This window comes from Paenibacillus sp. FSL H8-0034 (genome assembly GCF_038000305.1).
Lineage (GTDB): Bacteria > Bacillota > Bacilli > Paenibacillales > NBRC-103111 > Paenibacillus_S.
This window is the reverse complement of record NZ_JBBOBS010000001.1, coordinates 7,246,125-7,260,196: the sequence shown is the minus strand read 5'-3', so window position 1 is coordinate 7,260,196 and position 14,072 is coordinate 7,246,125. Positions and strand designations below refer to the sequence as shown.

The following is a 14,072-nucleotide window of genomic DNA, read 5'->3' as shown; positions in this document are numbered from 1 at the left end:
AGAGGAAACAACGATGAACAACGGGATCATGCGATTCAAACAATTCCAGAGCAAGCAGAACCGATTATTTCTCAAAATTTTATCGTATTTCCTGTCTCTTTTGATTCCGATTATTATTATTGGCGTGTCCGAATATGCGTACTCGATCAGCATTATGAAAAATCAGTTTAACGAGCGGATTACCACCAATCTGGAATCTGCCGCGAATACGATAGATTTGTATATCAATACGACGCAGGAGACGGGGATCAATTTTCTGTTTGATTACACCGTCATGAATCTGCTTATCCCCAAGGACAGCCAGAGTCTGGTTATCAAATCTGAGCTGTGGCGCTTGCCGCGGATCTTGCAGAGAAGCGAAAATATTATTAGCAATTTTACGGATTCGACCTTTGTTTACATTGATAATCAGGAGGTTTACGTCGGTGCGGGCGTTAACACGTTTAACTCCTACTTTAATAACATTTATAAGTATGAGAAGTACGACACGGCATTTTGGATAAATAAACGGAGCTCGACCAAAAGCATAGAGCTGCTGCCGGTTTCCAGTGTGGTTCAGGAGCAGATGGCGATCAAACAGGTTGTACCTATCGTCATGACCAACCGGATTCAGAATCAGAATGCAGTGATGGTCGTCAATATTTCCGTTAATGCGATTGTCAATGCGTTGAAGGGTAATGCCGTTTTCGATTCCACAAACTTTGTAGTGCTGGATGGGAATCAGCAGATTATTTATGATGAGCATGGACTGATGAACGGTTCGCCGGAAAGCTCGGCCTGGCTGCCTGCTTATCATGAACAAGGCGGGGCGCAGGATATTGAGATAAAGGGAAAGCGTTATATGATTGCCCATATCAAGTCCAATTTATATGGCTGGGAATATTATTCGTTCACCCCGCTCAGTGAATTCAACCAGCATACGGTTAATATTTTGCAAATGACGGTGCTCTTATCTATCGTGTTGATAGTGATGGGCATTATCTTTTCGTTCGTGTTCAGCATTCGCATTTACAATCCGATTCGCAACATTCGTGATGTGATTGCTTTAAAAAGTGATTTGGGCAGCGGAGATTCTGCAGATAATATCCATTCCAATGAGTTCGATCTGATTCGCCAGGGGATTGACCGGCTATCCGACAGCAACCAGCAGTACAAGGTCAAATACGACAAGCATACAAGCGAGTATGTCGAGTATTCGCTGCTGTTCTTGCTTAAAGGCCACACCTTGAATCAGGAGGAAATATTACGAGAAACGTTGAAGGCGGACTTCGGCTTCACGCGTGCGGGCTTTATATGCTGCTCGGTCCATTTTGATTTTAAAGAGGCTTTTTACGAGGATATTCAGGATACCGAACGGATCTATGTAATCAATGGAATTAAAAAAATCATCTGGTCCCTGCTCGGTCGTGACCTGCCCGCTTACGTACTGGAGCACCGGATGCATCTGTTCGTCGGGCTTGTGAATGTGGATGAAGCGCAGGAAACGGAACTGCTGTACGAGGCGTTTAACCGGATGCTCGGAATTTTCGAATATGACATACGGATGTATTACGATATCACGATAGGAATCGGCACCTTTTACACCAACGTCAATGATATCGGCATTTCCTATAATGAAGCGATGACGGCGCTTGGCAAACGCAATAAGGAAAAAAGGTTTCAGATTGTCGATTCCAGCCACATGTCGATCCGCAACAGCTACCAATATTCGTTGTACGACGAGCAGAAGCTATTAAATTATTTGAAGCTGGGTGACGAGACAGCCGTGAGGACTGTGCTTGAGGAAATTGTCGAAAATAATATGCGGCGCAGCATGTCCTATGAGCATATGGGACAGCTGTTTAAAGAAATGTATGTGACCGGTGTCCGATTTTTAGCGGAAAAAGGCCGCAATGTTACGTTCTTGGAGATGGATCAGCAGCTTCAACAGTTCACAAGTCCCGCAATTGGGGATACGCTTACCGGAACGAAGGAGGAGCTGCAGCAGATTATTCAGGCATTTTACGCCCGAATTATTGAAGTGACCAAAGCGCAAAAAGGTCAAAGATCGGGCAGCCTCGTCTCGCTTATCGAAAAATATATTCAGGAGCATTACACACAGGATCTGGGCTTGGAGCAAATAGCCGATGAAATGGGCGTTTCCGTGAAATACGTGTCTCGCGTATTTAAAGATAAAACCGGCGTATATTTGACTGATTATATCAATCAGGTGCGTATCGAAAAAGCCAAAGAGCTGTTGACCCGGAGCGAGATGAAGGTCAATGATATTGCGGAAAGTATCGGTATTCACAGCCGGACCACGTTTTTGCGAGTGTTCAAAAAAGTAGAAGGCATCTCACCGAACGAATATCGCACTTTGTATAAAAAAACCGATTAGGCTGGCTGCTGTTCAGTTGAGTGTGACGGGCGGCCTGTCCGACATGGAGGTATTCTGATGGAATTTGATTATCCACAGCATAAAAAGCTGCGCGTGATTATCAATACCGACACAAAGGCGGAGGCAGATGATCAGTACGCTATCGTTCATGGTATTTTGACGCCATCCTTTGAGCTACATGGAATTATAGCAGCCCATTTTGGGGACAAAATTTCGCAAACAAGCATGCTGGACAGCAGGGGAGAAATCGATTTGCTGCTGCGGCTGATGGGACTGGAAGGCAGCATAAGAGCCGAGAACGGAGCTCCCCATGCAATGCCGGATGAATGGACACCTGTGGATTCGCCTGGAGCCCGCCTTATTATAGAAGAAGCGCTCAAGGACGACGACCGGACGCTGCACATCGCGTTTTGCGGACCATTGACCGATATGGCGTCAGCTTTGCTGCTGGAGCCGGCTATCGAGGGCCGTAATATTCGCGTCATCTGGATTGGCGGTTATACGTGGCCTGCAGGCGGGAGGGAGTATAATCTGGCCAATGATATCCATGCGGCCAACGTTGTTTTTAAATCCAGGCTTGAGGTATGGCAGGTTCCCTATAATGCCTATCGGATGATGCCTGTCAGTCATTCGGAGCTGATTGAAAAGGTATACCCGCACGGCAGAATCGGTGCCTATCTGGTCGAACAGCTGCTGGAATACAATAGCAGGAAAAAAGAAGCTATCGAATACCGCTCATTGGGAGATTCGCCTGTGATCGGGCTGATCATGTATCCCGAGGGCGGCAGATCGGAATGGCGGCCGGCGCCGGAGATGGATCCGCAGATGCATTACATCCATAATGGCAGGCATCGGGCGATTAAAGTGTATGAGACGGTAGATCCGCGGTTTATTTTGGAGGATTTTTTTGCCAAAATTGCCCGTTTTGCACGCAGCTCCAATGAAGGCTGATTAAATTTCATATTATCGTACGATAATGAAAGATGACAATGCTTTTGGTGTCATCTTTTTTGTATGATTAAGGAATCCTATCGAAACTTGCAAAATTTTAGGGATATGTATAAAGTTAATAGTAGGGAAAAGGTGGAAAGCAATGATCGCACCATCTGTTTGTTATTAGATATTGGAAAATGGGTAACATAACCTTATTAAAAATGGAGGAAACAAACATGAGTGCATTGAACTCGTTTCAAAATTGGTTATCCAAGGGTAAAACCAGTTTACAGGATTCTGTCAAGAAGTATAAAAATAAGGATCTTCTCGAAGCCATAGTTGCCGGATGTGCTATAGTAGCTGCAGCGGATGGTAATATTTCTGCAGCAGAGAAGCAAAAGATGGCCGGTTATTTAAATCATAGTGAAGAGTTAAAGGTATACAATATTACGGATGTTATCAATCGGTTCAATCATTATACAGGCAATATGGACTTTGATGTAACCATTGGTAAGCAGGAGGCTTTGAGAGCAATTGCTCCGTTCAATTCCAAGCCCGAAGTCGGTCGTGTTATTGTAGGGGTATGCTGCGCGATCGGTGCAGCGGATGGAGATTTTGACGAAACAGAGAAAAATGCTGTCCGTGATATTTGCAAGGTGCTTGGACTGAACTCCGGAGAATTTGGTTTATAAAATCTTGAAACCACATACGGGCGTATGCCGTATTACAGGTGAAAGATAGAGATCAAGCGAAGGAGGTACGAATACATGTCGATTTCATTGGTTAAAGGTCAGAAGATTGATTTAACAAAAGGAAACGCAGGATTGTCGAAAGTTGTCGTTGGTCTTGGATGGGATGCCATCGAACAGAAGAAAAGCTTCTTTGGCGGCAAAAAGCCTGCTGTTGATTGTGACGCTTCGGCCCTATTGCTGAACGCGAACAACAAGCTGGAGAAGAAAGAAGATCTCGTATGCTTTTATAACAAAACAAGTGCATGCGGTTCTGTTGTTCACTCCGGAGACAATACGACAGGTGAAGGTGATGGCGACGATGAGCAAATCGTTGTTGATCTGGCCAGAGTACCTGCTCACGTACAGAAAATTTTGATGGTCGTCAATATTTATGACTGCGAAGCCCGTAAACAGGACTTTGGCATGATCAAGTCCGCTTATATTCGTGTATTTAACCATACGAATGATCAGGAGCTGGTACGATTTAATTTAACTGACAGCTATGCTGGCAAAACCGCATTGATTGTTGGTGAAATTTACCGTAATAACGGCGAATGGAAATTTAATGCAATTGGCGAAGGCGAGCAGGCTGCTCATATCGACTTGTTGGCCAGACGCTACACATAATCTTAGTACAAGCAACACCTAAACTAAATTATAGAAAAGTGAGGCGAATTTTATTATGGCAATCAGCTTAACTAAAGGACAAAAGATTGATTTGACAAAAACTAATCCAGGTATGACTAAGGTGCTTATCGGCTTAGGATGGGATACGAACAAATATGATGGCGGTACCGCTTTTGACTTGGACGCTTCCGTGTTTACATTGAATGCTTCCGGTAAAGCTGGCTCCGAGAAAGACTTTATTTTCTATAACAACCCTAAGAACGAAAATGGTTCCATTGTACATACAGGAGACAATAAAACTGGTGAAGGCGACGGAGACGATGAGCAAATCAAAGTGGATTTGGCTTCAGTTCCTGCAAGCGTCGAGAAAATTTCGATTTGCATTACGATTCATGAAGCTCAGGAGCGCAGCCAAAACTTTGGACAAGTCTCCAACGCTTATGCGCGTATTGTGAACGAAGAAAGCAATGAAGAATTGATTCGTTACGATCTGGGAGAAGATTTCTCCGTCGAAACGGCAATCGTCGTTGCTGAATTGTACCGTAATAACGGTGAATGGAAATTCAGTGCTATCGGCAGTGGCTACAAAGACGGCTTAAACGGCTTGGTACGTGACTTCGGTCTTGCATAAACAATAATCCTGTTCATGTATGACATGACATGGACAATAAGCCGCCTTGTACAAGGCGGCTTATTGTAAATAACAGCAACACTTAAAATTGAAGGGAGTTTCTCATATGACAATCAGCTTATCCAAAGGACAACGTATTGATCTTACCAAAACGAATCCAGGACTGACCAAGGTTATTGTAGGTTTAGGCTGGGATACGAACAAATATAACGGCGGTAGCGACTTTGACCTCGATGCTTCGGCATTTATGCTCTATGCCGATGGTAAAGCCAAAGGTGTAGATGACTTCGTATTCTATAACAATCCGAAAACACCTAACGGTTCTGTTGTACATACTGGCGACAACCGTACAGGTGAAGGTGACGGCGATGATGAGCAAATCATTATGGATTTCTCATTAGTGCCTGCTAATGTTGAAAGAGTCGGGATTACCGTAACAATTCATGATGCACAAGCCCGCTCACAAAACTTTGGACAGGTTTCCAATGCGTTTGTTCGCATCGTAGATGAATCCAATGGCAGAGAAGTGCTGCGTTATGATCTTGGAGAAGATTTCTCCATCGAAACCGCAGTAGTCATTTGCGAATTGTATCGTCAAGGCTCAGATTGGAAGTTCCAGGCAATCGGTTCCGGCTTCTCCGGCGGTCTTGCTGCCCTTTGCAAAAACTACGGTCTTGACGCCAACTAGGCTTCGTAACTTAAAACGTAAGAAAGGTGTGTAGTCATGGCGATCTCAGTAGTTAAGGGTCAGAAAGCCGATCTGACTAAAAACAACCCTTCGTTGACTCAAGTTATAATTGGCATGGGTTGGCGTAATGCAAATGGTGTGGATCTTGATTTTTCCGCATTTGTGCTGGGGGCTAATGGGAAGGTTTCACGTGATGAAGACCTTATTTTCTATGGAAATCCTGTAGGAGCTAATCATGCGGTTTCCCTGACAACAGGTGACAAGCGGAATATGGCGGGAGTAACTGACCGGGAGCAGGTCACGATTCAGTTGGGAAATGTACCTGCACAATATGCCAAGATTGCTTTTACCTTAACTGTCTATGAGGGAGAGAAAAGAAAACAAAATTTCGCTCAAGTAGACGATGCTTATATTCGTATCATAGACCCAACGTCTGGCAGCGAGCTGATTCGCTACAACCTGGGAAAAGATTTCTCCGTCGAAACGGCCGTTGTCGTAGGAGAATTATATAGATACAACAGCGATTGGAAGTTCAATGCGATCGGCTCCGGTTATTCTGGTGGCCTGGGAGCGTTGTGCAATAGCTTTGGCATTGAGGTAAAGGAAGAAGAGATCAAAGCACCAACACCACCGACACCTCAACCGCCGCCAATTGTTCAAGCAGATAAACCGCCGGTTAATAACCCGCCGCTGAATCTGAACAGGCCCAGCCAGCAGCCCAATAACCCGCCACAGCCGCAGCCGCTTAATTTGAATCGGCCTTCCAAGGAGCCTGCACCATCTGTACCACCAGCAGCCAATCCGATCAATTTGAACAAAATCGAGCTGAAAAAACGCGGAGATACGATTAATCTTCAAAAAAATTCCGGCTCACTGGGTGAGATTCTCGTCAATCTGAACTGGGACCAGAAGAAAAAATCCGGTTGGTTCGGTGGCAGCAGCAATCTGGATCTGGATTTGGCCTGCTTGTATGAATTAAAGAATGGCAGCAAGGGTGTTGTACAGGCATTGGGTAATTCCTTTGGTTCGCTGACGCGTGCGCCCTATATTTCCCTCGATGGAGATGATCGGACGGGTACGGTGAAATCCGGCGAAAATTTGCGGATTAACGGAAATATGCTGAAGGAATTTAAACGAATTCTCGTATTCGCCTTTATCTATGAAGGAGCAGCCAACTGGGCGGAAGCCAACGGTATCGTCACGATCAAGCAAAGCGGCGGTCCCGATATCGAGGTCCGGATGGATGAGCATGAAAAAAATAAAGGTATGTGTGCCATTGCATTGATTCAAAATGTGAATGACCAAACCTTGAGCATTGAAAAACTGGTCTCCTATTATGCGGGTCATGCGAAAATGGATGAAGCTTATAAATGGGGCTTGAGATGGGTTGCTGGTTCCAAATAGTTGTTAGTTAAAGGGGGGGTAAAGTTTGTCAGATTTTATAAGTAGCTTTATTGCCAATTTCAGTACCTTTTTTAGCTGGTCTGTTATTGTATCGACACTTTCAGATCCGGTGAACTGGGGAATTATTGGTACTCTGATTCTCTTGGAAGGATTGTTATCCGCTGATAATGCACTTGTGCTGGCCGTAATGGTAAGGCATTTACCGAAAGAACAGCAAAAGAAAGCATTGTTCTACGGGATTATCGGGGCTTATGTGTTTCGTTTCCTTGCCATCGGTATCGGGACATTCCTGGTTAAAATTACATGGGTGAAGGTAGCAGGTGGTGTGTACCTGTTATGGATCGCTTGTAGCAACCTGTTCAATCTCGAATTTAAAATGTACGGCATTCTTCCTTATATCGGTAAGAAGGCTGAGCAGGAAGAAGGAGAAATTGAAAATAAGGGAATGGGCTTCTGGAAAACAGTAGCTGCTGTTGAGATGATGGATATTGCATTCAGTATTGACAGCGTCCTTGCTGCATTTGGTGTCAGCGAGAAGATTTGGGTATTGTTCCTTGGTGGTATACTGGGCGTTCTGATGATGCGTGGAGTTGCACAAGTGTTCCTTAAGCTCATTGAAAAGTATCCAGAGCTCGAAAAAGCGGCATTTGTTTTGATTATCGTGATCGGTGTCAAAATGATTGCAGCTGCTTACGGTTTCGAAGTATCCCATGTGTATTTCTTCTCTTTGATCATTGCTATTTTTGTAGGCACGATCATTTACAGCGCAGTTAAGAACAAAGGTAACAAAGAGGTTAAATCCAGTTAATGGATGCTATAGTAAGCGAATATCCTTCCAATTTCGGGAGGATATTTTAGATTAGGTTTTAAATTAGGTGTAATAGAAATGGAGGAGCGATTGCATGCGTTATTTTAATTACCTCTCTGAAGAAGAGGAACAGCTCCTCTTCTATGAACCACCGGTCTCTTTTGACAATACATCAGATAAAGAACTGCTATCCATCGCTGTCGGAGCCGCTTTATATACGCCAGCCACAAGGCTTACGATTGCGGATGATATTGTTTCCGGTAAACATGAAGGATTGACCTCTCTGGTGTTAGACCTGGAGGATGCCGTAGGAGATCATCAGGTAGAGCTTGCCGAGGAATGCCTGATCCAGCAATTACGTCGGTTATCTGCCTGGATTCGACTTGGCACTCTGCTGACTCACAGCCTGCCGCTGTTGTTCATTCGTGTGCGCTCTCCAGAGCAAATGGGCAAAATATTGACAATGCTCCAGGAAGATGCCGCTTTGCTTACCGGGTTTGTATTTCCTAAGTTTACGGTTGATAATGCTCATCATTATCTCCAACTTCTTATGGATTACAATCAGCACAAAGCACCGTCTGCAGCCGTGTTATACGGAATGCCTATACTTGAAACAGCTGCTGTGATTTATCGGGAGAGCAGGCTGGAGACGTTACTGGCGATCAAACAGCTGTTGGAGCCATTCAAGGCATATATTCTCAATATTCGGATTGGCGCAACGGATTTCTCAAGTTTGTTCGGCATTCGGAGAAGCTCGGATATGACGATCTACGATTTGGGAGTTATCCGGGATTGCATCATGGATATTATTAATGTTTTTGGACGCATTGAGGATGGTTATGTGATTTCCGGTCCTGTGTGGGAATATTTCAAAAGTGATCGATCTCTGAAGCAGAGTGTCCAGCAAAACCTGTTTGAGGATGCGATGGGGCGGAAGGGCCGCAGGGTTAAGATGCAGGTCGTCAATCGCCAGACTGATGGTTTGCTTCGTGAAATCGCATTGGATAAAGAAAATGGACTTATAGGTAAAACAATTATTCACCCCACGCATATTACACTTGTTCAATCACTTCTTGTCGTCAGTCACGAAGAATATATGGACGCCACCTCCATCATCGCCAATAATAATGGTTATCTCGGTGTAATGAAGAGCCAGTACGCAAATAAAATGAACGAAATGAAACCCCATCTGAATTGGGCGCAGCGAATTATGAACAGATCAAAAGTATATGGGGTGTTTCATGAAAATCAAAACTTCAATTCCTTGCTCGTCCGAATCGGTCAAGAGCAAGCATATGTACAAAATTAAGGATCAATTAGAGGTTATTGTTCATGTCACGAGCAATCCTCTGAATCTACCGATGGACGAGCTATTTTTGATGGCTGCCAGAATTAATAAAAAAAGAAGCTTTTTGTTCGTCAGCAAAGTATTGGGCAAACACATTCCTGTCAATCCGCACGTATCTTTGCTCGGAGGAGCTGCCCTGGCTGTACTGCTGCAGCAAGAAAGTGGAGGTCCGGTGTCCGTGGATCTTCCGGAAATTGTTCAAGCGATTCGCAACCCTGCGCTCTATGCAGCAGATGTGTATGCCAGCTTAAAAAGCAGTCCATTGCTTATTGACCAGCCGCACCTCTTCATAGGCTTTGCGGAGACGGCTACAGCTTTGGGTCATAGCATGTATGAAGTTTTTAGTGGACCTACCCGATATTTGCACACAACACGAGAATCAATCAGAGAGCTGGATTCCATTCTTAGCTTTGAAGAGGAGCATTCACACGCAACAGCTCACCGCTGCTATGCGCGTGATGAACACTTTTTTCAAGGAACGCAGCCGGTCGTCCTGGTAGACGATGAGATCACGACGGGTAAAACCGCGCTGAATATGATTCGCGATTTACATATGAAATTTCCGCGTTCCAAATACATCGTGGCCAGTCTTCTTGATTGGAGATCGGATGCAGATCGCGAACAATTTACGATGCTCGAGGCCGAGCTGGATATTGAGATTGTGTGCCTGTCGTTAATAGAGGGGCAGATCGAGGTTCAGGGCAGCTCTATTGAATACATGGATGATGTCGCGCCTTCTATGAATGCAGCAGCCGAGCCCTCAACCATTACGAAGCATTATGTGTACAATGAATTTGACCATATGGAGGTAAGCTCGGGTAATTCGTTAGGTGATGTGAATTTGAATCCTTATGTGAGTCTGACAGGCAGGTTTGGTCTTCAATATGGGGACAACTTATTGTTGGATAAGCAGGTTCAACGGGCCGCAGCCTTCCTGGGATCACTAAGAATAGGTGCAAATACCTTATGTATTGGCACAGGTGAATTTATGTATGTGCCGATGCGAATTGCAGCTGCTATGGGCGATGGAATCCTTTATCAATCTACCACACGCAGTCCAATCCACCCCAGCCAAGAAGTCGGTTATGCGATTCGATATCGGGATGCCTATACCTCTCCTGAAGATCCGGCTGTGATGAATTTCCTGTATAATATCCCTCCTGGTCATTATGATGAGCTGTTTGTTTTTATGGAAAGGGAAGCTTCCTCTGAAGCAGAGAGTCCTTTTATTGAGGCTTTACGACGCACGCATACACCGCATATTCATCTTGTTTATTTTAGCCCGCCCGTGAACGATGTAGATAAGGAGCTAACCTCATGAAAACAGAGTTATTTGCCAAGGAGCTTCAAGCTCCGTCGGTAGTTGGCAGCTACAGCCCAGCGGATGTGCAGTTTCTGTTAAAGGATTTAAGCGATATTACGCTTGAAAGAGGGACCGAGGATCGGGAAGAGGCGATTCAGTCCGGTGTGCATTACTCGGAAATGCTGCCAGTGGAGTACCAGCCTACAGATGATTACATCCAGCTGTTCCACGATACGCTCGAAGAGTCTGCTGAGAAGGTAGCGACCGCGGCAGGTGTCGTTGCTGAATTGATTCTGAGAAAGCGCGGCAAGCATACAGTGTTGGCTTCTTTGGCGCGTGCGGGTACACCGATCGGAATCTTAATCAAGCGGTATATTCAAGAGGTGCATCAAATCGATTTGCCTCATTACAGTATTTCGATTATTCGTGGCAAAGGTATTGATGAAAATGCGATTCGATATATGCTTTACAAGCATCCTGACCATGAGATCCAGTTTGTTGATGGATGGACAGGAAAAGGCGCAATTCGCAAGGTACTGGTCGATGCCTGCGCACATATGAAGGATAAGTATGGTGTCAGCTTGAATGATGATCTCGCTGTGCTCGCGGACCCAGGTTATTGCTCGGAAACCTTCGGTACCCGTGAGGATTTTTTGATACCGAGTGCTTGTCTGAACTCGACCGTATCCGGATTAATGAGCAGAACGGTGCTGCGGGATGATCTGATTGGTCCGAATGATTTCCACGGAGCGAAGTTTTATAAGGAGTGGCTGTCCAAGGATTTATCCAATCTGTTCATTGACAAGGTATCCAGCTGCTTCAAGCGTATTGAGGCCAAGGCGAAGGAAACAGCTTCATTCTTCGAGCTTCATCCAGAGCAAACGGAAGCGACGTGGAAAGGAATCCAGGATATTAAGCGAATTCAACAGGATTACGGCATTGATGATGTGAATCTGGTTAAACCTGGAGTAGGCGAGACGACCCGCGTCTTACTGCGTAGAGTGCCTTGGAAAATTCTCGTAGACCGCTTGGACAACCCAAATCTCCGGCACATTCTGCTGTTGGCTGAGGATCGAGCTGTGTCAGTTGAAGTGTATCCGAATCTTACTTATTCATGCTGCGGGATTATTAAGCCATTACGTAAAGGGGAGGTCGAAGCGTGATATTTGCCAGTGATTTGGATCAAACCCTGATTTATTCGGAAGCCTCAATGGGGCCGTTGAAGCCGCAGGAGCAGACCGTTCCTATTGAGCTGTATGAGGAAAGATATATTTCCTTCATGACAAAGCGTGCCATACAATTGCTAACTGAAGTAACAGCGAGCATGCATTTTATTCCGGTTACGACACGGACTGTGGTGCAGTATGAACGTATTTTTGTATTCAAGGACACAGAAAGGCCTAACTATGCGATTACGAGCAATGGCGGCACGATTCTGGTCAATGGGCAAGCTGATGAGCATTGGAAGCAAACGGTAACTGGCGCAGTTGCCCGTTCCAGTGCACCGGCTGCAGATATTAAACAATATTGGGATCAGATCGCAACGCCAGAGTGGGTGCTAACGGAAAAATACGCCGATGAGCTGTTTTATTCACTGGTCATCGTGCGGGACAAGATACCGCAGCCGGAGCTTGATGATTTTCGAGCGGCCATCGCAGAGCTGGGCTGGAACCTGTCAATCCAGGGCAGGAAAATATATCTGGTACCCGCTGCATTAAGCAAAGGCGCTGCGATGCTTCATCTCAAGGAGAGGCTGGGAGCCTCCCATGTTATAGCCGCGGGCGATTCTTTATTGGATGAAAGTCTGCTGCTAGCGGCAGATGAAGCCATAGCACCGAGACATGGCGAATTATTCAAGCATTATCCGAAGCATCCGCATATCACGTACACGCAGCTTCCAGGAATCTATGCCGCTGAAGAGCTTTTGGAGCAAGTATTGGAACGGCATGCATACAGGAACGGAATCATCTATGAGAAGAAAGAAGGCATAGTATGAAGCGGATTTGGTTTAATCGCTGGTTTTCAGTAGCTTATCATTATATGAATATGATCCGTAACAACCCTTATGGTGAACGGTTCGAATTGTATGGGACGCATCCTAATATTCAGCATATGTCCTTACAGGCTTGCGATCATGCAGAAACGGAGCCCGTGCTGGAAGGGTTTGAATATGTGGAGTTTTGCCTGGACTTCTGCAAGCGCCATCGAATCGATGTATTCATACCTCGGTTGAAGATGCTGGAAATCGCCAGGTATGTGGATCTGTTTGATCAAATTGGCACCAAGGTTATGCTTTGCCGCGATACCGAGTTGATGGAGAATCTGATGGAAAAGGATTTATTTTATGAGTCCGTACGTGGCAAGCAGATCGTGGAGATTCCCGAGTATTATGTCGTTAATACAGCTGCGGCCTTTAAGGAAGCTTATGAAAGCTTAACCTCCAAAGGGCTGAAGGTATGCTTCAAACCAACAAATGCAGAAGGCGGCATGGGTTTTCGAGTAGTTGTTGAGGAGCAGAATCGGCTGGAGGAGCTGTATGGCTGGGTGAATTTAAATATCACCTTCGAGCAGGCATATGAAGCTTTTTCCTCGCAGGAGACCTTTGAGGATATTATGGTGATGGAGCTGCTGGAGGGCAACGAATACAGCATTGATTGCCTGGCATCGGCTGACGGTGAGCTGCAGGCCGCCATACCACGCCGCAAGGAGGCTGGACGTCTCTACTTATTGGAGGATGTGCCGGAGCTGCTTGAAATCTCAAGACGATTCGCCGCGGAATATCGGATACCCTATGTATATAACATTCAGGTGAAATACAATCATGGTATTCCCAAATTGCTCGAGATTAACCCAAGAATGTCCGGCGGACTGTACATTACGTGCTTGTCTGGAGTCAATATTCCTTATTTGGCCGTAAAGGCGGTGCTGGGCGAGGCTGTTGCCATTCCCGTTCCACAGCTGGGAATTACAGCGAGCTATGTTGAGCAGCCGATCGTGCTAATGACAAGCGAGGCTGTACAGCCGCAGCTGGAAAAGTCTATATAATTATTGGAACAGCTCCCTGTGAAGGGGGCTGTTTTTACAATGTAAGGAATGTGTAACTTTATCGAGCAGGCTTCGATAAGAAGCTTTTTGTTGTGTGGAGATATTTGGACTGCTTGTAAAAAGATGATAAACACGGTTCACTAATTTAGCCTGCAGCGATTTTGTGATATGATGGTT

13 protein-coding genes are annotated in these 14,072 nt (G+C 45.4%); all 13 read left to right on the top strand.

All coding sequences use genetic code 11. From position 1 onward, the window contains the following. Positions 1 to 13 precede the first annotated feature (13 nt). The 13 genes from NST47_RS32450 (at position 14) to NST47_RS32390 (ending at position 13,895) form a co-directional block, all read left to right on the top strand. A complete protein-coding gene (locus tag NST47_RS32450; protein WP_341158829.1) occupies positions 14 to 2,377 on the top strand; it encodes a helix-turn-helix domain-containing protein in 2,364 nt (787 codons plus the stop codon). Between the two features lie 57 nt (positions 2,378 to 2,434). After that, entirely contained in the window at positions 2,435 to 3,328 is an 894-nt protein-coding gene (locus tag NST47_RS32445; RefSeq protein ID WP_341158828.1) for a nucleoside hydrolase, read from the top strand. Positions 3,329 to 3,555: 227 nt separating this feature from the next. Beyond that, positions 3,556 to 4,002 carry a tellurite resistance TerB family protein gene (locus NST47_RS32440; RefSeq protein WP_341159803.1) on the top strand — a complete coding sequence of 149 codons (447 nt, stop codon included), beginning with the start codon at positions 3,556 to 3,558 and terminating at the stop codon, positions 4,000 to 4,002. A 75-nt stretch (positions 4,003 to 4,077) separates the two neighbouring features. Then, complete coding sequence (locus NST47_RS32435) at positions 4,078 to 4,668, top strand: TerD family protein (protein WP_341158827.1); 591 nt, start codon at positions 4,078 to 4,080, stop codon at positions 4,666 to 4,668. Positions 4,669 to 4,723: 55 nt separating this feature from the next. Continuing rightward, positions 4,724 to 5,299 carry a TerD family protein gene (locus tag NST47_RS32430; protein ID WP_341158826.1) on the top strand — a complete coding sequence of 192 codons (576 nt, stop codon included), beginning with the start codon at positions 4,724 to 4,726 and terminating at the stop codon, positions 5,297 to 5,299. 106 nt (positions 5,300 to 5,405) lie between these two features. Further along, positions 5,406 to 5,987, top strand: coding sequence for a TerD family protein (locus tag NST47_RS32425; protein ID WP_341158825.1), 582 nt, complete (start codon positions 5,406 to 5,408; stop codon positions 5,985 to 5,987). Positions 5,988 to 6,023: 36 nt separating this feature from the next. Beyond that, positions 6,024 to 7,391, top strand: coding sequence for a TerD family protein (locus tag NST47_RS32420; protein WP_341158824.1), 1,368 nt, complete (start codon positions 6,024 to 6,026; stop codon positions 7,389 to 7,391). A 25-nt stretch (positions 7,392 to 7,416) separates the two neighbouring features. Continuing rightward, positions 7,417 to 8,199 carry a TerC family protein gene (locus NST47_RS32415; RefSeq protein WP_341158823.1) on the top strand — a complete coding sequence of 261 codons (783 nt, stop codon included), beginning with the start codon at positions 7,417 to 7,419 and terminating at the stop codon, positions 8,197 to 8,199. 94 nt (positions 8,200 to 8,293) lie between these two features. Next, positions 8,294 to 9,508, top strand: coding sequence for an HpcH/HpaI aldolase/citrate lyase family protein (locus NST47_RS32410; RefSeq protein WP_341158822.1), 1,215 nt, complete (start codon positions 8,294 to 8,296; stop codon positions 9,506 to 9,508). Further along, positions 9,441 to 10,868: a phosphoribosyltransferase family protein gene (locus tag NST47_RS32405; protein ID WP_341158821.1), complete on the top strand. Its 1,428-nt coding sequence runs from the start codon at positions 9,441 to 9,443 to the stop codon at positions 10,866 to 10,868. The genes NST47_RS32410 and NST47_RS32405 overlap by 68 nt, the downstream gene beginning before the upstream one ends. Then, complete coding sequence (locus tag NST47_RS32400; protein ID WP_341158820.1) at positions 10,865 to 12,013, top strand: cysteine protease StiP family protein; 1,149 nt, start codon at positions 10,865 to 10,867, stop codon at positions 12,011 to 12,013. The genes NST47_RS32405 and NST47_RS32400 overlap by 4 nt, the downstream gene beginning before the upstream one ends. Next, positions 12,010 to 12,846 (top strand): HAD family hydrolase, encoded by an 837-nt coding sequence (locus tag NST47_RS32395; protein WP_341158819.1) that lies wholly within the window; start codon positions 12,010 to 12,012, stop codon positions 12,844 to 12,846. Before NST47_RS32400 ends, NST47_RS32395 begins: the two co-directional genes overlap by 4 nt. Next, the gene (locus NST47_RS32390; RefSeq protein ID WP_341158818.1) at positions 12,843 to 13,895 is read left to right on the top strand and encodes an ATP-grasp domain-containing protein; all 1,053 of its coding nucleotides are present in this window, start codon (positions 12,843 to 12,845) and stop codon (positions 13,893 to 13,895) included. The genes NST47_RS32395 and NST47_RS32390 overlap by 4 nt, the downstream gene beginning before the upstream one ends. Positions 13,896 to 14,072 lie beyond the last annotated feature (177 nt).